The organism is Vibrio sp. B4-6 (assembly GCF_963888245.1).
GTDB lineage: Bacteria > Pseudomonadota > Gammaproteobacteria > Enterobacterales > Vibrionaceae > Vibrio > Vibrio anguillarum.
Genome location: NZ_CAWPIM010000033.1, coordinates 59,695 through 76,787, shown reverse-complemented (window position 1 = coordinate 76,787; position 17,093 = coordinate 59,695). Strand labels below are relative to the sequence as shown.

Annotated in this window: 16 protein-coding genes and 2 pseudogenes; 6 read left to right on the top strand and 12 right to left on the bottom strand. The window is 46.3% G+C overall.

What is annotated here, in order from left to right:
- Nucleotides 1-74: 74 nt before the first annotated feature.
- The gene (locus AACV20_RS09630; RefSeq protein ID WP_010318783.1) at nucleotides 75-695 is read right to left on the bottom strand and encodes an FKBP-type peptidyl-prolyl cis-trans isomerase; all 621 of its coding nucleotides are present in this window, start codon (nucleotides 693-695) and stop codon (nucleotides 75-77) included.
- Nucleotides 696-930: 235 nt separating this feature from the next.
- On the opposite strand from AACV20_RS09630, the gene AACV20_RS09625 reads away from it, so the two are divergent.
- Complete coding sequence (locus AACV20_RS09625) at nucleotides 931-1,494, top strand: LysM-like peptidoglycan-binding domain-containing protein (protein WP_026027801.1); 564 nt, start codon at nucleotides 931-933, stop codon at nucleotides 1,492-1,494.
- 23 nt (nucleotides 1,495-1,517) lie between these two features.
- On the opposite strand, the gene AACV20_RS09620 is transcribed toward AACV20_RS09625, so the two are convergent.
- Entirely contained in the window at nucleotides 1,518-1,970 is a 453-nt protein-coding gene (locus AACV20_RS09620; RefSeq protein ID WP_013855931.1) for a GNAT family N-acetyltransferase, read from the bottom strand.
- A gap of 177 nt (nucleotides 1,971-2,147) precedes the next feature.
- Here AACV20_RS09620 and dbpA point away from each other — a divergent pair, with 177 nt between their 5' ends.
- Nucleotides 2,148-3,533 (top strand): ATP-dependent RNA helicase DbpA, encoded by a 1,386-nt coding sequence (gene dbpA, locus AACV20_RS09615; protein WP_088729171.1) that lies wholly within the window; start codon nucleotides 2,148-2,150, stop codon nucleotides 3,531-3,533.
- 53 nt (nucleotides 3,534-3,586) lie between these two features.
- Here the strand turns inward: dbpA and AACV20_RS17605 are convergent.
- From AACV20_RS17605 to cpdB, 9 genes and pseudogenes are all read right to left on the bottom strand, one after another.
- Nucleotides 3,587-4,465 (bottom strand): annotated as a pseudogene (locus AACV20_RS17605) (GNAT family N-acetyltransferase); the annotation flags it as partial.
- Nucleotides 4,466-4,563: 98 nt separating this feature from the next.
- A pseudogene (locus AACV20_RS17600) lies at nucleotides 4,564-5,356 on the bottom strand (lysophospholipid acyltransferase family protein); the annotation flags it as partial.
- Nucleotides 5,357-5,358: 2 nt separating this feature from the next.
- On the bottom strand, nucleotides 5,359-5,811 hold the full coding sequence (locus tag AACV20_RS09605) for a hypothetical protein (protein ID WP_094146937.1): 453 nt from the start codon (nucleotides 5,809-5,811) through the stop codon (nucleotides 5,359-5,361).
- 10 nt (nucleotides 5,812-5,821) lie between these two features.
- Entirely contained in the window at nucleotides 5,822-6,259 is a 438-nt protein-coding gene (locus AACV20_RS09600; RefSeq protein ID WP_170907185.1) for a YHS domain-containing (seleno)protein, read from the bottom strand.
- Nucleotides 6,260-6,269: 10 nt separating this feature from the next.
- A complete protein-coding gene (locus AACV20_RS09595) occupies nucleotides 6,270-7,037 on the bottom strand; it encodes an NRDE family protein (protein ID WP_170907184.1) in 768 nt (255 codons plus the stop codon).
- A 4-nt stretch (nucleotides 7,038-7,041) separates the two neighbouring features.
- Complete coding sequence (locus tag AACV20_RS09590) at nucleotides 7,042-7,587, bottom strand: hypothetical protein (RefSeq protein ID WP_170907183.1); 546 nt, start codon at nucleotides 7,585-7,587, stop codon at nucleotides 7,042-7,044.
- A gap of 34 nt (nucleotides 7,588-7,621) precedes the next feature.
- Nucleotides 7,622-8,755 (bottom strand): hypothetical protein, encoded by a 1,134-nt coding sequence (locus tag AACV20_RS09585; RefSeq protein WP_017046731.1) that lies wholly within the window; start codon nucleotides 8,753-8,755, stop codon nucleotides 7,622-7,624.
- Complete coding sequence (locus AACV20_RS09580; RefSeq protein ID WP_170907182.1) at nucleotides 8,752-9,339, bottom strand: DedA family protein; 588 nt, start codon at nucleotides 9,337-9,339, stop codon at nucleotides 8,752-8,754. The genes AACV20_RS09585 and AACV20_RS09580 overlap by 4 nt, the downstream gene beginning before the upstream one ends.
- Nucleotides 9,340-9,658: 319 nt before the next feature.
- Nucleotides 9,659-11,620, bottom strand: a complete 1,962-nt coding sequence (gene cpdB, locus AACV20_RS09575; protein ID WP_170907181.1) for a 2',3'-cyclic-nucleotide 2'-phosphodiesterase — start codon at nucleotides 11,618-11,620, stop codon at nucleotides 9,659-9,661.
- A gap of 289 nt (nucleotides 11,621-11,909) precedes the next feature.
- Between cpdB and cobA the strand changes: the two genes are divergently transcribed.
- The 4 genes from cobA to cysC all read left to right on the top strand — a co-directional run bounded on the left by cobA (nucleotide 11,910) and on the right by cysC (nucleotide 15,932).
- Nucleotides 11,910-12,788 (top strand): uroporphyrinogen-III C-methyltransferase, encoded by an 879-nt coding sequence (gene cobA, locus AACV20_RS09570; RefSeq protein ID WP_170907180.1) that lies wholly within the window; start codon nucleotides 11,910-11,912, stop codon nucleotides 12,786-12,788.
- Nucleotides 12,789-12,879: 91 nt separating this feature from the next.
- Nucleotides 12,880-13,788, top strand: coding sequence for a sulfate adenylyltransferase subunit CysD (gene cysD / locus AACV20_RS09565; protein WP_249929745.1), 909 nt, complete (start codon nucleotides 12,880-12,882; stop codon nucleotides 13,786-13,788).
- Between the two features lie 17 nt (nucleotides 13,789-13,805).
- Nucleotides 13,806-15,236 (top strand): sulfate adenylyltransferase subunit CysN, encoded by a 1,431-nt coding sequence (cysN, locus tag AACV20_RS09560; RefSeq protein ID WP_170907178.1) that lies wholly within the window; start codon nucleotides 13,806-13,808, stop codon nucleotides 15,234-15,236.
- 78 nt (nucleotides 15,237-15,314) lie between these two features.
- Entirely contained in the window at nucleotides 15,315-15,932 is a 618-nt protein-coding gene (cysC, locus tag AACV20_RS09555; RefSeq protein ID WP_019282539.1) for an adenylyl-sulfate kinase, read from the top strand.
- Between the two features lie 42 nt (nucleotides 15,933-15,974).
- Here the strand turns inward: cysC and AACV20_RS09550 are convergent, their stop codons facing one another.
- Nucleotides 15,975-16,874 carry a TIGR03899 family protein gene (locus AACV20_RS09550; RefSeq protein WP_170907177.1) on the bottom strand — a complete coding sequence of 300 codons (900 nt, stop codon included), beginning with the start codon at nucleotides 16,872-16,874 and terminating at the stop codon, nucleotides 15,975-15,977.
- Nucleotides 16,875-17,093: the final 219 nt, after the last annotated feature.

Below are 17,093 nucleotides of genomic sequence, written 5' to 3'. Positions count from 1 at the left end.
TTTGATAGATGCTAAGTAAGCAATACTAATAAAAAAAGGTCAGCGAATGCCAACCTTCTCATTATCAATTCTATTTATAGAATGTCGAGTAGCTCTACTTCAAATACTAGAGCTGCAAAAGGAGGAATTGCAGCGCCAGCGCCACGCTCACCGTAGGCAAGATCTTGTGGAATATAGAGTTTCCATTTTGAACCCACAGGCATCAGTTGTAGTGCTTCTACCCAACCTTTGATTACACCTGTTACTGGGAATTCAGCTGGTTGACCGCGAGATACAGAGCTATCAAATACTGTACCGTCAGTCAATTCACCGTGGTAATGAACACGTACTTGCTTGTCAGATGTCGGGATATCCCCCGTACCTTCTGTAAGAATTTCGTACTGTAGACCAGATTCAAGAACGGTCACTTCAGGGCGTAGTGCGTTATCTGTTAAGAATACTTCACCGTCGGCTGCGGCTGCTTTGGCAGCTTCTTGGCGTAGAGATTCTGCACGCATGTGCAACTCTTGCAGTGCATTATTGATTTCATCAATTTCAATTGATGGCATGTCGCCTACTAATGCGGTTGCGATACCTGCGGCGATGGCGTCAACGTTAAGTCCTTCTAGACCACTACCCGCAAGTTGTTGGCCCATTTGTAGACCGATACCGTAGCTTGCTTTTTGCTCTACAGTGTCAAATTTTACTTCAGACATAAACAGTCACTCTTTTTATGTAAATAAACAAGTGCCAAAGGATATCAGTTTCAAGCATGGGATGAAATGCTAATGGGAAATATCCAATATTGAACCTTCAGGTTGTGACAAATCGCAGATCCCAAAGAAAAATGTTCAAGATTGTGTCAACGTTTACGTTATCGCCACCTTGGCTCTATACTGATCCCTCTTGAGTTTTTATACTGTAGCTCGACAGAAAAGGAGACGGGTTAAGATGAATCGTCGTCACAAGAAGAAACCGCAAACTGATTATTTAGCGTTTATCCAACAGAAGTGGCATGCATTCGATTGGCGTGGCCTTATTTTACGTGTTCGCACAGTTTGGCTGGCGCTGCCTAAGCTTCACCAGCGCGCTTTATTAGCGATCGTTCCAGTAGTGTGTTTGCTCATTATTATTCCTTTTCCTGAGCGAACAGAGCAGGCCGCTCTACCGAAAAGTAGTGAGCGTGTGGAAATCAGCATTAATACGGTTGGGTTGAGTGAACAAAAAACGCCTCAACAAACCGACCGTAAATCTGAGTTCTGGCGAGAGTACACGGTTAAAAACGGGGACACTTTGTCGCAGGTTTTTCGGGCAAATGATTTACCGATGTCTGATCTTAATGCCTTAGTCAAAATTGAAGGCAGTGACAAACCGCTCAGCCAAATTACCCAAGGCCAATTAGTTCGCTTCAAACTCGCGGCTGATGGGCAGCTCGATATCCTGCAACTTGAGAAAAACGATCAATCAGTGATGTTTTTCAGGCGCTCAGATGGCGGATTTGGCCGTAGTAAATAACACGCTTTGATCAAGGGGGTTACTTACTTGCTGAGCTGCATGTCGATATGCGGGATATCATCTTCTAGATACATCGCCGACGTTTGTTGAAAACCATAACTTTGATAGAAGCTAGCAAGATAGTGCTGTGCACCAATTTCAATATCTTGATTGGGCCACAGCTTCTGGCATTCGGCTAATGCTTGCTGCATTAATTGGTGTCCAAGGCCATTTCCTCTCGCTTCTTTTTGGGTTGCAATGCGACCAATACTGACACTTGGGTAGCTAATCCCCGCAGGGAGTAAGCGCGCGCAGGCAACAATCTGCTGATCCTGTTCACCAATTAAATGAAAAACACCCGGCTGAATATCCTTATTATCCAATTCAGGGTAAGGACAGGTTTGTTCGACCACAAAGACATCGACGCGCAGTTTAAGTAGCGCATAAAGTTGATGAGTGGTTAATTGTGAGAATGAAAGACAGTGCCAAGTAATCATCGTAGTGCCCCTTTAAAAATGGATGTCGTTACTCTATCAAGCTTAAGTGCATGATTCATTAACAAAGGTTAAGAGTGAGCTACAAACTTGATGAATGATAAATAAAGATTCACTAGCCACACGAGGTTAAATAACGATAATAGGCGTTTAATTTTCGTCTAACGAAAGGACGGTCTCTTGAGTAATCTCTCTTTTTCAACGGTAAATCTACAACCAGAACTTCTTTCTAACCTCGATACTTTGGGATACACCAAGATGACGCCGATTCAGGCGTTAAGCTTGCCAACCATTTTGGCGGGTAAGGATGTGATTGGCCAAGGAAAAACAGGCTCAGGAAAAACAGCAGCGTTTGGTTTAGGCGTATTATCTAACCTCAACGTTAAGCGTTTTCGCGTTCAAGCTTTGGTGCTATGCCCAACGCGGGAGTTAGCCGATCAAGTCGCAACGGATATTCGCACACTCGGCCGCGCCATTCATAATATTAAAGTGCTCACCTTGTGTGGCGGCATGCCAATGGGGCCACAAATTGGTTCGTTAGAGCACGGTGCACATATTTTGGTTGGTACTCCGGGGCGTATTCTTGACCATTTAGACAAAGGTCGTATCGATCTCTCTGAACTCAATACGTTAGTGCTTGATGAAGCGGACCGAATGCTCGAAATGGGTTTCCAAGAAGCGCTGGATGCGATCATCAATGAAACGCCAACCAGCCGTCAAACATTGCTGTTTAGTGCGACGTTCCCCAATCAAATCAAAGAAATTGCGCAGCGGATTATGCGTGAGCCTGAAATGGTCAAAGTTGAATCCACCCATGATACGTCGAGCATTCAGCAATATTTTTATAAAGTAGAGGGTACAGAGGCGCGTGATCGCGCGTTAGAACTACTGCTTTTACACCATCAGCCTGAATCTGCCGTGGTGTTCTGTAATACAAAGAAAGAAGTACAAAGTGTTGCTGAAGATCTACATCACAAGGGCTTTAGTGTGGTGGAACTGCATGGTGATTTAGAGCAGCGTGACCGTGACCAAGCTTTGGTGCAGTTTGCTAATAAAAGTATCTCCATTTTAGTTGCAACCGATGTGGCGGCACGTGGCCTTGATGTCGATAACTTAGATGCAGTATTTAACTTTGAGTTATCACGTGATCCTGAAGTGCACGTGCACCGCATTGGGCGTACTGGCCGAGCGGGCAGTAAAGGTTTAGCTTTTAGCTTCTTCAGTGACAGTGAAATGCACCGAGTGGCGATGATTGATGAATATATGGATATGCCCATCGAACCTGCTAAATTGCCTGATGCCAGTGCGCTAAACAACGCGCCTTATCAAGCCAATATGGTCACTATCCAGATTGATGGCGGTAAAAAGCAGAAAGTGCGCCCGGGAGATATTCTAGGGGCGTTGACCAGTAACGACGGTATTGACGGTCAATATGTCGGTAAAATTAACATGTTACCGATGCGCAGCTACGTTGCAGTCCATAAATCGGTGGCGAAAAAAGCACTGAAGAAAATGGAAAGCGGTAAGATGAAAGGACGCCAATTTAGAGCACGCCTTCTAAAATAAGCCCCTCCTTCATTTAGAATTAAAGCCAGCGAACAACTCGCTGGCTTTTGCATTTATGAGGGCTTTGAACTGAAAGGTGTCGAATCCAAATAAGCGCTGGCCTGCTCCTTACCCATGTATTTTGCCAGTGTATGCAGTGGAACTTGTTTCAAGTTCACCACAATTAAGCCATCTAACGCATTGTTAAACGCGGGGTCGACATTAAAACAGACGAGTTTGCCATTCATCCCTAAATATTGGCGCAGCAATACAGGAAGGCCCTTGCCATTTTCCATTTTTGCTAACACTTTCGACAGCAGAGAAATGCTTGCCAAAGAGGAGAGCAAGTTGGTTTGCCAAAATGTGTTCCCATTGCTCCGTAGTGGAGTGGAAGGTGAAACCAAGGTTGCCTTTTCATGATCATAATGATGAATAGAGAGTGTGGCGGCCATTAATTGTCGCGCGGAGTGGCTGTAATCGTTGCTAATGCTTACTGGGCCAAACAAGTGCGTGTATTGTGGATGACGCGCGACAAACGCAGCAATACCTTTCCACAGCATTAACAGTGAGTTGAGGTTGCGCTGGTATTTCGAGGAAACCACCGAGCGGCCTAGCTCAATACTGGTATCTAGTGTGTTGATGAAGGCTTCATCATACTGAAATAAGCTACGGGAATAGAGCCCTGCTAATCCTTGCTTCGCTATCAGTTCATCCACTAACCCCAACCGATAAGCTCCAACAATTTGACGGTCTTTCTTGTGCCAAACAAAGAGCTGGTAGTAATGGAGATCATACTCATCAAGATCACAAGCTAAGCCGCTTCCTTCACCTACGGCGCGAAAACTCTCTTCACGAATTCGACCAATCTCTTGCAGTATGTGGGGTAACTGCTCGCTTGCGGCGCAATAGACAATCCAATCACCTTGCTCTAAGAGCTTGCTTTCGCTTGGCAGCGCGGCGAGATCTTGCTCAAGCTTCTCTACAATAAGCGCATCAATAATAGGAAGGGGCGATGTTACTAACTCTGGTGAGGATGGCGTTGCAGTGGATGCTGCACTCATTAAATAGGTATTGAGACGCAGATAATGAACAATGTCTCGTTCCTGTTCAAATGCTTTCACTTCAGAATAGGGGATGGGATTGCCGATGGAAATCTCAATGTTGTGCGCCTGCTTATTCAGTAGCTCGCGGCCGAGCAATGCCGTTCGCAGTAATGGATGAATTCGCCCCGCTTGATAAAACAGAGTGCTATTTTTACCATTAATAAAGATCGGGACGGTGGTGGCTTGGGCGCGTTTAACAAATTTGGCGACGGATTGACTCCATTCGATATCCGACAGTGTTTGCGATCCTTTAGGGTAAGTAGATACCTCACCAGCGGGGAAGATAATCAATAAGCCACCTTGAGCCAAATGAAGGTTCGCATCTCGAATGGCTTGCGCATTGGTGCTGCGAGCACTTTTGCTATTGAACACATCGACACCGATAAAGAGTTCACTAATTTCAGGCAGGCGCTTTAGCAACTGATTCGCCAGCACTTTAATATCGGTGCGTACTGAACCAATTAAATCGGCTAATATCACCCCTTCAATTGCGCCCAGCGGGTGGTTAGCGACGATCACCACTGGGCCTGTTTGTGGAATGTTATCGGTGCTGCCCAAAGCAAGGCGATATTCGATATTGAGTGCCGCTAGCGTGTAGCGCATAAACTCAAAGCAAGAGGGTTTGGCAGGACGCTGCTGATACAGTTTATCCAGTGTTGCAAGCCCAGAGGCCCATTCAACAATTGATTCTGCGACGCCAAATGGAGTGTGTCGTGGTAAACGAAAAGGACTGGCTAGCATAATCACACTCCTTTATTCAGCCACTGGTGCAATAAACCATCACCGTTTTTGAGATCACGTCGCACCAAAAAAGCCGCACACAACCAAACAAGACAAGCCATCGCAAATAGCAGGCCGCTATCATTGCCGACCACTTCTCCTACTTGGTTAAACTCTGGCATCACAATGCCAAGAGGCGTAAATAAATGAAAGAAAATCGCACCACTCATAATGCCGACGCTCATCAGTGCACCAAGGCCATGCCAGCGGCTAAACAGCAAAATAGAGGCTATCAGTTCAGCCGTTCCGATTAAATACCCGCCATATACAGCAAACCAACCGAGGCCAGACCACGCACCTAAGGTGCCAAAAATATAGTTGGTTTCGTAAGAGCCGGAAAACTTAAAGACAAGCGATTGAATAAAAACAAACGCAATCAAGATTGAGGGGAGATGCTGGCTAGCTTTAAACGTCATGGTGTAGCTCCTACTTAATTAAATTGGGCCAATTTTTATCGGCTTGTTGGATGTGCACCGCTTGGTTGGCATCCCATAATGTTTTGATCTTTTTGTCGTAATTGAGATAGAGCTTGCCGTCGACAATCGCCCATTGATTGGGATCTCCCGGAGCAAAATCATTCTTTTCAGAGACGGCCCAAGCGCAGTAGCCGCCATATTGCGGCGCATATTGGTTAGGGTTATTCAGAAACAGTTCAAGGTTCTCTTTTGAAGAAAAATACCACTGCGCATTTTTATAAAGGGTCGAAAAATCGGAGGAGCCTTTTATCGGCTCTCCTCTGGTGAAGTAGGCGACGGTGTCATAGCCACTCAGCGCTTTATTGCTCAGAAAGCTGGTGTAAATTTCATCCTCAGCGAGGCTCACGTTGCTGACAAGTAGTAGTAATAGTCCTAGTAAACGTTTCATTGTTGATTCCTCATAAATTGGCGACCCAAGGCGTGGTTTTGTCGATCTCATCACGCTGCTGGTGGAGTGATGTCTCACTGAGCTGTAAGCAAGGTGAACCTGAGATATAGGTCATATACTGCTGCTGTTGTGTGACGCGTAAATAGGTAAAGCTAACGGTGTGCGCATCTTGACGATGCATACAGGGTGCCCAATGTGGATGGGCCTCATGGTGGTGGGCGTGAAATTTTAGTCGCTGTTGCACGCTATCTTCCTCGGCGATTAAAGCTTGATAGAGTTGCGAGCGGTAGTGCTGCACCTGTTCTAAATCGACACTGGATGAAAATAGAGACGATTGCGTCACCGCGATTTGGCTCTGTTCACCATCCCACGCCAGGGCCATCACATTGCCTTGTGCATCGGTTAAATTAGGGTCAAAAGCGAGCAAAGTGAATGGCGCAAATTGCTGAAGATTAAGCTGTGTAAACGCTTGGATAACCTTCTCGACACTGACTTGACTGGATAAATGCTTCAGCAATTGACCGCGGCTCACTAAGCGTTCGGCATCGGCTCCTTGGGGGATTTTACCTTGGTAATTATTGAGCAAGCACAAAGCCAAACCGCATTCATTAAGGCTGATCCAACTGCCTCCACCGGCAGGATCAATCGGCATCAACACTTCAACACCAGCTTGCGTGTATTGTTTAGGTGGCAACGCTAATGGGCGGTTTTTTTGTTCATCACGGTTAAAAAACAGATGATAGCCGTGTTTGTCGAGTAACCAAGAAACTGAGCACATGTTATTACCCCCGAATGAAGGAGGCCGTGGCTGGCGCTAAGCCGAAAGCGGCATCGGTTTCTACATGCAGCAAATGAGCGACCACTTTAGCCATCGCAAAATGGTGCTGTGCATGCAAAGTGGCGAAGCTTAGCTCTCGCTCCCATGTTGATGATAAAGAGCACACTTGCGTTTCCTGCAATGAGGTTTCAACAAGTACCGTAACGGATTTTTGGAGTGAGGCCGAGCACTGCGTTAACCATTGAATTAAATACTCAATTTCGGCCAAGGCCGCAGCACGGGACGTCTCAACGAGGTGGCCCCGGCGGCGTTGGTTGTAATCAATAGTGCTAGTTGAGTTAGCCAGCGCATGAAACAGATCTAACCAATGACGAAAATGTTGCCCCACTGAACTGGCGACAATTGGTGTGGCTAAGTGGGTGTAGTGCCTATCTTCTAACTGTTCGAGAAACTGGTGCGCTTGTTCCAGTGTTTTAATGCCGCCTTGGATCACGGGGGCATGATTAGGCTGCGATGCGCTTTGTTGTGAACTTGTGGTGATTGCAAACATATTTCTATCCCTATGATTGTTCTTATGGATAAGGTTAATCCGTGCTTGGGTAGTGTTCGGTTAAGGCCTTTTCTTTGCGCCAAGCGTTCAGCAGTTCAGCCATTTTGGGTGTTTGATGGCCTAACTTTCGCTGTTGCGCGCCAATGTCGAATAAGATTCGGTACTGTCTGAGTAAGGTCGAGAAGATCTCTCGCAGCGGTGTTTCTCTATCCCAAATATGAGCGGCTTCACTGCTTGCGCCATTGATTTCCAAAATCGTGAACTGTTCTCCAGCCATCAATTGGTGAATATTGGCAAACTTGATATCGAGCCGCCCATAGTGAAACCCGTCAACATTGTTAAAAATCTCATCTAACTTGTTGGTGAGAGCGCGAGTAATGTAACGGTTACCATTGCGGAAAATCGATCCGCGACTATGGCTGCCCGCAAAGGCGAGTTGAAACTCCTGCCCTGCTTCAAGAACCCAATCGAGCTTCTCAAGGTGGCGAGGAAAATAGAGATGAGGGAGTAGCCCTGCGCGTGGGCAGCGTTCAATTAACTGCTTTAAAGTGTGAATGCCATCCCCAGTGACAAACGGGGCATACTTAAGTGTGATGGAAATAATGTTGCCTTGAGCCTCACCGGGATAGCGCACATAAAACACGCCAGCTTCAGCTTGATACGGCGCTTTTTGTTGCAGTAAAAAACGGGCGTTAATCGGGAATGATTGGATGTAGTCACTCAGTTGTTGTTCATTTTGCAGCAGTTTGACGCCAACGCCGCGGCAGCCTAAATCTGGTTTAGCGACAAGAGGGAAATCCAACGATGCTTGTTGCATTGCAGACAGAGCCTGTGCCGTTTGCTGCTGAGCGGTTTGATGGCTTTTCGTTCGGGTGATAAAGGGCGATATCCACTGCTGAGCGTATTCACCGGCTAGATTAAGAATGTCGTGTTTGGACTCTCCAACCATGCCGCTGAGCTTGATGCCGGGGTTTGCAATTAAGGGTAAGCCCCAGTTGCCATAACGCAGCCCTTGCAGCAGGCTTTGAATCACCACCGGAGTGTAGAAAAACCAACTGGGCAGAAATTCATAAGGAGAAATGCTGCGTTTGGTGTCTTGCTCTAAAAGCGGCATACCCGCGTTGATTTTGCCATGTGCAATGCAAGGCATTTCTAATTTGGCGTTCATGACAATCCTTTAGAAAATGATTTGTTGAGAAGACGATTAGTGAGCATTAATAGCCCAACCGCGATAGGAATAATGATCCATTGATAAGGAGAGGACTGTTGCCAAACCTGACTCCCTAGGTAATAAAGCGTTGAAAAAACGATCAGTGTCCACAGTGCAGTGGCCGTCAGTACGGAGCACAGAAATAGCGCCAACGGAATAGAAAAAAAACCGCTCAAAGTAAAGCCCACCGTTCTTAGGCCGGGGACAAAGCGAATAATAAACAGATTTAAAAAAGTATGATGGTGCAGCTTGCGACGGACGGTTCGAAAATGTTTATTGGTCAGCGCTTGATAACGAAGCGGACGAACGCGTTGTGCCACTTGGCCTAAGTAATACAAACCGAGATCGCCACTAACAATGCCGACAAAAATAGCCAACAACGCCAAGCCGGGGGGAATGAGATTTTGCAAAGCCAGTGTGGCGGCGGTGACAATAGCGACATCCTCTAACAAATAGGAAAGCAAAATTACGCCGATGAATAGTAAAGTCAGTGAATGACTTTCGGCTGTTAGAAAGGTTTGAATGTCGATAGCAAGCCCCACATTTCCTCCTTAGCAAATTATGATCAAGTATAGAATAAGGCGCTGATTGCGCTTTTATTCTCATTACGAGGACAAAGACCTGCCAAAGAATAGAAAAATTGCATATTTGATGATTTTTTATAATTAAATTTAATCAAACTAATGTTTGAAAATTAAACAGAGGTTGTAACGAGCCTTAAATGAAGTGTGGATAGTCAAGAACCATCAAGATCAGAGTTAGGGTTGTCGAGCGGGAAATAAAAAACGCAGCGAAAGGCTGCGTTTGTGAGGTGAAAGCGCCTTAATTCATTGGCCTCTTTCAATCGATTTGAGTGGGGGTTTATTGGGTAAGGTCAATCTTGTAAACCGCAAAACCAACTTCATCGTTTTCCACCAAAGTCATTGGGTATTGGCCTTTCTCTTTGATGAACTGTGCTGCTTTCTCGCTTGGAGAGGTTTCAAAACGAATATCTAATGCAGTATTGGTTTTAATCGGGGCAAACGACCAGTTGTTATCAGCACTTGGCGTAACTTGACCTTTTTCTTTACTCACACGAGAGATGTAGTTGGCGACGGCCGTGCGGTTTTCGTCGGGTGAGTCAAAGGCAACAAATTGTGCGCCTGTGCCTGCAAATTTATTGCTATAAGCGCGGTAGTTATTGGTGGCGACAATAAAGGTCTGTTTTACATCGATAGGTTTACCTTGATAAGTTAAGCCTACAATGCGCTCAGCATCTTTATTCGCCACTTTACAATCACCATCGTATTTGGCGGGTTGAGTCACATCGATTTGGTAATTCACCCCATCCATCACATCAAAGTTATACGTGCGGAAATCAGCCCAATTGATCAAGGATTGTGGTTGAGTGCTGTGCGGATCAATCTGATTAAACTGCCCCGCGCTGCATTCCAACCATTCCTTCACTTCTTTACCCGTCATTTTCAGCGCGACTAATGTATTAGGGTAAAGATAGAGATCCGCTGCGTTACGAAATGTCAGTTGGCCAGCTTCGACTTCAGTGAAACCGGCAGGATCATCTTTACGGCCACCAACTTTGAAAGGGGCTGCGGCCGATAACACCGGCAAACCATCAAGATCAGGGTCGCCTTGAATAAAGCGTTCCACATAATCTTTTTGTGCAAGGTTAACGATTTGCACGGTTGGGTCATCTTGTACCAAGGCTAAAAAGCTGTACATCACATCATTTGCTTGGCCAATCGGTTGATTCACGAAATCTCGCGTGCCTTTGTGGTCTGACTCTAAGGCTTTCACTATGCCTGTATCGGCTGCTGCCAATGATTTCTTATTGGCTTTATCGAAGATTGGGCGAGCTTGGGATTGACCATTCACGACTGACCATTGGCTATCTTTGCTTTGCAAAGTCAGATCCATCACACCGACATGGCTACCCCAGCGCCCCGGCATGACAGCGGTTACGCCATTAATGGTGCCTTTAGTTACATCTGCTCCTGGCAGTTTGGCAAAATCTTGGCTAGGGAATACCGCGTGAGAGTGACCAAAAGCAATCGCGTCAATGCCTTCTACTTGGGTGAGGTAGTAAACCGAGTTTTCTGCACCAACGGAATATGGGTTAGCTGAGACACCAGAGTGCGGGATCGCCACGATCACATCGGCACCCTCTTTTTTCATCTGCGGGATCAGCTCCTCGGCTGTTTGCTTGATGTCTTTGGCAAACACTTTGCCATCAAGATTTTTCTTATCCCACACCATGATTTGTGGTGGGACAAAACCAATGTAACCCACTTTAATTTGGTGCTCTTTGCCATCGGTATCTTTGAACGTGTGCGTTTTAATGAGATAGGGATTGAAGAGGTGTTTGCCCGTTTGTTGGTCATAGACGTTGGCATTGACATACGGGAATGCGGCGTCGTTAATACTCTCCTTTAAAAAGGACAAACCGTAGTTAAATTCATGGTTACCAATGTTACCCACATCGTAGCCGAGCTGATTCATCGCTTTGTAAACTGGGTGAACCTCACCAACCTTGATGCCTTTGGCGGCCATATAGTCGCCCATTGGGCTACCTTGGAGTAAATCACCGTTATCGACCAAAATGCTGTTTTCGACTTCGCTGCGCGCTTGCTTCACTAACGTCGCCGCACGGGATAAACCAATCTGGTTCGATGGCTTGTCTTTGTAGTAATCGTAATCCATCACATTGGTGTGAATATCGGTCGTTTCGACGATACGCAGTTTAATGGTGTCCGCCATTGCTGGGCCAGCCATTGCTAACATACCGCTCAAAATCGCGATGGAGAGAGGTTTCACTGCCACTTTCATTGTGTACTCCAGTTCGGGGTAGGGAACAAATAACTCGTCTAATGTAACAAAATCTTATGAAACGATGATTTCAATGAATATCAATTTGTGATGTTACGCGTTAACTCAACGGCATTCTGTCGACAAGATCTCATCATTGATTGGCTTTTAATCAGAGAGATAGTCACTTCTTATTCGGAATTATCCATTCCCTTATCAGCTTTTGATATAAAAAATGAAATTTTAGAATTTCAGGTAATATGAAGAGCCCGCCATAATGCATCCATGAATTAAGTTATGGATAACAACAATGAGTACGACGGGAACCATTTCTCAGTTGCCAATCAAAGGGCCGCGCTTAGTTGCGGTCAACAATGATGCTTTGGCAAGTAGCGCTCCATCGTACGTCAAAAGCCAATTGACCTGCGGTGAAGTGGCTTTGATTGGTGCAGGGCCGGGCGACCCAGAACTGCTGACGCTCAAAGCGTTGAGCTTTCTACAACAAGCTGACGTGGTGTTGTACGACTACCTAGTGTCTGATGAAATTATGGCGCTGGTGCCGAGCGATACCATCTTAGTCTGCGTGGGTAAGCGCGCTGGACATCATAGTGTTCCTCAAGAAAAAACCAATCAATTGCTGATCGATTTTGCGCAGCAAGGTTACAAAGTCGTGCGCATTAAAGGCGGCGATCCGTTTATGTTTGGCCGCGGTGGTGAAGAGTTGGAAGTGCTGTTTGATGCGGGGGTGAAATTTCAGGTGATCCCCGGTATTACAGCGGCGGCAGGCGCAACGGCCTATGCGGGCATTCCACTGACTCATCGCGATTATGCGCAATCCGCTCTGTTTGTCACCGGTCACCTTAAAGCGGAAAACGATGACATGGATTGGTCAACACTGGCACGTGGTAATCAAACCTTAGTCATTTACATGGGCTTGATGAAGTCGAGTTATATCCAGCAGCAGTTGATTGAACATGGACGCCAAGCCAACACACCAATCGCGATTATTGAACGCGGTACTCAGCGTTCGCAAAAAGTCTTCAAAGGGCAGCTCAGTGACTTATCACAACTGGCGGCGCAGGCACAGGCTCCGGCCTTGATTGTGGTGGGCGAAGTGGTGGCGCTGTCGGAAAAACTGCATTGGTTTGGTGAACAACCCGCGCAGCAAAACCAAGTGAATTACGCCTGATTGCAAGGCAAGTCAGTTAGTTCCAACTCAATACTCAAACCAATTTCTCATTGCACAAGGCTCGCAATGCGAGCGAAAAGGAAGCATGCAGATGGATCAACAACGCTTAACCCATTTACAACAGCTCGAAGCCGAAAGTATTCATATTTTACGTGAAGTGGCCGCTGAATTTGATAACCCAGTAATGATGTATTCGATTGGTAAAGACTCTTCGGTGATGCTGCATTTAGCGCGCAAGGCTTTTTATCCGGGGAAAATTCCGTTTCCTTTGCTGCATGTCGATACTGACTGGAAGTTTCGCGAGATGATTGAATTTCGTGATCGCGCAGCACAAAAGTATGGCTTTGAACTGCTGGTGCACAAAAACCCAGAAGGTTTGGCAATGGGTTGTAGTCCATTTGTTCATGGATCTTCAAAACATACTGACATCATGAAAACCCAAGGTTTAAAACAAGCGTTGAACCAATATGGTTTTGATGCTGCTTTTGGTGGTGCGCGTCGTGATGAAGAGAAATCACGCGCGAAAGAGCGTGTTTATTCTTTTCGTGACAAGAACCACACGTGGGATCCGAAGAACCAGCGTCCGGAGCTATGGAAAACCTACAACGGCCAAATCAATAAAGGTGAGAGCATTCGTGTTTTCCCGTTGTCGAACTGGACTGAATTGGATATTTGGCAATACATCTATTTGGAAAACATCGAGATCGTACCGCTGTATTTATCGGACATTCGCCCAGTTGTCGAACGCGATGGGATGCTGATCATGGTCGATGACGAGCGGATGAAGCTGCAACCTGGAGAAGAAGTTCAGCACAAGAGTGTGCGTTTTCGCACGTTAGGTTGTTATCCACTTACTGGCGCAATTGAATCAGAGGCCAGTACGCTAACGGGCATCATTGAAGAGATGCTGGTGGCCACTTCCAGTGAACGACAAGGCCGCGCGATCGACCACGATCAATCAGGATCGATGGAATTGAAAAAACGCCAAGGTTATTTCTAAGCCTCTAAGGAAAGATTATGAATAGTGCAGTTCAGGCTCAGCTTTCTGAGATCGGTATTGAAGCTTATCTCACGCAACACCAGCACAAATCGTTACTGAGATTTCTGACTTGTGGCTCAGTTGATGATGGAAAAAGTACCTTGATTGGTCGTTTGCTTCATGACACAAAACAGATTTATGAAGATCAACTGGCCGCCGTCCATTCCGATAGCCAGCGTGTTGGCACGACGGGCGAGCGCCCCGATTTAGCTCTGTTAGTTGATGGCCTGCAAGCGGAACGTGAGCAAGGGATCACCATTGACGTGGCGTATCGCTATTTCTCTACTCAAAAGCGCAAATTCATCATTGCCGATACTCCGGGGCATGAGCAGTACACGCGCAATATGGCGACGGGCGCATCCACTTGCGATCTCGCGGTGATTTTGATCGATGCCCGTAAAGGCATTTTGGATCAAACGCGTCGCCACTCATTCATTGCCAATCTGTTAGGTTTGAAGCATTTTGTGGTGGCGGTGAATAAGATGGATCTGGTCGATTACTCACAAGATCGTTTTGAGCAGATCCGTCAAGACTATGTGGAATTTTCAAAGCATCTGCAAGGTGATACTGATATTCAGATCATCCCGCTTTCTGCTCTGGAAGGGGACAACGTGGTTGAAGCAAGCCAGCACATGCCTTGGTATCAAGGCCCATCACTGCTAGAGCTGCTTGAAACGGTGGACGTTGATCAGCAAAAAGGAGCCGGTGAGTTTCGTTTTCCAGTGCAGTATGTGAACCGACCGAATCTCGATTTTCGCGGTTTTGCTGGCACGATTGCAGCGGGCAGCATCAGTGTCGGAGATGCAATCACTGCACTTCCGTCCGGAAAAACATCCACCGTGGCACGTATTGTTACTTTCGATGGAGATTTGCCGCAAGCGCAAGCAGGCCAAGCGGTGACGTTAACGCTTAGCGATGAAATTGATATCAGCCGTGGTGATCTTATTGTGCTGCAAGGAGCGCAGGTTGAATCAACTAACCATCTATTAGCCGATGTAGTCTGGATGACAGAACAACCACTCAAAGCCGGGCGTGAATACAACATCAAAATTGCGGGTAAGAAAACCGTCGGTCAGTTGCAAGCGGTGCGTCACCAGTACGATATTAATAATTTATCGACTTATCACAGTGAAGAGTTGCCGCTCAATGGCATTGGCTTGTGTGAATGGTCGCTAACAGAGTCGATCGCGCTGGATAAATACTTAGACAGTGCCAATACTGGTGGTTTTATCATCATCGATCGCCTGACGAATGTGACGGTGGGGGCGGGCTTGGTTCGAGATAGTTTGCAAAACATCGCTCATGCTCAAAGTGCCCATTCTGCGTTTGAAGTTGAATTGAATGCCTTGATCCGCAAGCACTTTCCACACTGGGAAGCCAAAGATCTTCGTCAGTTACTCAAGGCTTAACTGTGGTGATTCGGTGGGAGGGATTGCCGCTTACAGCGTCCCTCTATTGGCTAGTTTGAGACAACAAAGGATTGAGTAATGAGTACGAATTTGGCCAATAAAGATGAAAATGTTGTCTGGCATCAGCATACGGTGAATAAGTCGTTCCGCGCCAACTTAAAACAACAACAGCCAGCAGTATTGTGGTTTACGGGGCTGTCAGGGGCGGGAAAATCAACCATTGCTGGTGCGTTGGAACAGCGTTTAGCTCAACTCGGGTATCACACCTATTTGCTCGATGGGGATAATGTACGCCACGGCTTGTGCAGCGACCTTGGGTTCTCAGAGCAAGATCGGCGAGAAAATATTCGCCGTATTGGTGAACTCGCGAAGCTGATGGCCGATGCTGGGTTAATCGTGTTATCAGCATTCATTTCACCGCATCGCGCTGAGCGTCAATTAGTGCGCGATATGCTGCCACAAGGTGAATTCATCGAAGTGTTTGTCAATACCAAGTTGGACGTGTGCGAGCAGCGCGACCCGAAGGGGCTGTATAAAAAAGCGCGCGCTGGTGAAATCAGTAATTTTACGGGCATTGACTCTGAGTATGAGTCGCCGCAAAACCCTGAGATCGATCTTGCGGCTGGCGAAAAAAGCATTGATGAGCTGGTGGAAATTTGCCTAACAGCGCTGCAAGTGCGAGCGATTATCGCCTAATGTAGAAGAGGGCTCATCAGCTTGAGCCCTTTATTTTTGAGGCTAGACGGCGTGATGAAAAGAGCTGCTGGCAACTTCGGTGTGGACAGTGAATTTCTGGCTAAGCACCGCCAACATCTGATCGTAGTACTGCATATTCGGTTTATTACCCAGTAGCTTACACAGCTCATTGCCAGTGGGACTGAAACGGTAATAGAGCAGCCTGACTCCTTTACTCATCGATTGCAGTGACAGATTCTTGCCTTGATAGGTCAACAGCAGTGCCGGTTCAAGTTCAATTTCTCCAGATTCCAGTTCAGTGGCGTGCAGTAAGCCAAGCTCGATCAGTACTAACAGGCTCGAATAGGGTAATTGGAAACTACCCATATTGATGATAAATGTGCTGATGCGTTTTCCTAAACTAAAAATGCCGTTAGTAGCACGAATGCCGACCAACAGCTTGCGGCTATTATCGCTACCAAAACAGCAGGCTAACGCTGAGGCTTTTTGGAGTATCTGCGCCTCTTTTGGTGTCATGTCTTGTAATACTTGCAGTGCTTTCATTGAGGTTGAACCGGGGTTGGTCACCTCGCGTTTGAGTACTTGCGCCCAAAGTCGCTGCATCGAAGAGTTGTGGATGTCTTGCGCCATATCGAAAAAACGGTGTAACCAATCTTGATCAGGCTCTCCCGCGGTCTCATTTTTACAAGAGATATGCGCCAGTTTGACGATCTGCTCTAGGTTTTTTTGTCGCTGCTCTTTACGTTGCTGTTCTCTAAATAAGGCGCGATCAAGCGAGGTTTTTTCTGGCGGATCCGTTTGTAGCAGCGCATCTAAGCCGTGATATTGAGCAATATTCAAAATGCGACTACCACTGTCTTTGATGTAGCTCGATTTTTTTTCGTGGCTTTGACCTGAGTTGGCTTGATGTTCAATCACTACAGGGTTGTTGGTATCTGCCATTTTATGTCCGCTTCAATCACCCATTTCATTCATGGATTAAAATGTAACGTGTAACGCATTTTCCATCTAGGAAAAACATTCGTTCTAGATCATAAATTTGCGCTATCCCTAATGATAATAACTTGTTAAAGTTGTTATCGGAATTTGTGGGGCGCTTATGAAGTGTTGGAAAGAAAATAGACTGAAAAAGCACCTATCGATTACTTTACTATTGTTGAT

Bases quoted from the DNA above. Each gene is read 5' to 3' on its own strand.
- AACV20_RS09630 (WP_010318783.1), bottom strand. From the start codon at position 695: ATGTCTGAAGTAAAATTTGACACTGTAGAGCAAAAAGCAAGCTACGGT.
- AACV20_RS09625 (WP_026027801.1), top strand. From the start codon at position 931: ATGAATCGTCGTCACAAGAAGAAACCGCAAACTGATTATTTAGCGTTT.
- AACV20_RS09620 (WP_013855931.1), bottom strand. From the start codon at position 1,970: ATGATTACTTGGCACTGTCTTTCATTCTCACAATTAACCACTCATCAA.
- AACV20_RS09605 (WP_094146937.1), bottom strand. From the start codon at position 5,811: ATGACGTTTAAAGCTAGCCAGCATCTCCCCTCAATCTTGATTGCGTTT.
- AACV20_RS09600 (WP_170907185.1), bottom strand. From the start codon at position 6,259: ATGAAACGTTTACTAGGACTATTACTACTACTTGTCAGCAACGTGAGC.
- AACV20_RS09595 (WP_170907184.1), bottom strand. From the start codon at position 7,037: ATGTGCTCAGTTTCTTGGTTACTCGACAAACACGGCTATCATCTGTTT.
- AACV20_RS09590 (WP_170907183.1), bottom strand. From the start codon at position 7,587: ATGTTTGCAATCACCACAAGTTCACAACAAAGCGCATCGCAGCCTAAT.
- AACV20_RS09585 (WP_017046731.1), bottom strand. From the start codon at position 8,755: ATGAACGCCAAATTAGAAATGCCTTGCATTGCACATGGCAAAATCAAC.
- cpdB (WP_170907181.1), bottom strand. From the start codon at position 11,620: ATGAAAGTGGCAGTGAAACCTCTCTCCATCGCGATTTTGAGCGGTATG.
- cobA (WP_170907180.1), top strand. From the start codon at position 11,910: ATGAGTACGACGGGAACCATTTCTCAGTTGCCAATCAAAGGGCCGCGC.
- cysD (WP_249929745.1), top strand. From the start codon at position 12,880: ATGGATCAACAACGCTTAACCCATTTACAACAGCTCGAAGCCGAAAGT.
- cysN (WP_170907178.1), top strand. From the start codon at position 13,806: ATGAATAGTGCAGTTCAGGCTCAGCTTTCTGAGATCGGTATTGAAGCT.
- cysC (WP_019282539.1), top strand. From the start codon at position 15,315: ATGAGTACGAATTTGGCCAATAAAGATGAAAATGTTGTCTGGCATCAG.
- AACV20_RS09550 (WP_170907177.1), bottom strand. From the start codon at position 16,874: ATGGCAGATACCAACAACCCTGTAGTGATTGAACATCAAGCCAACTCA.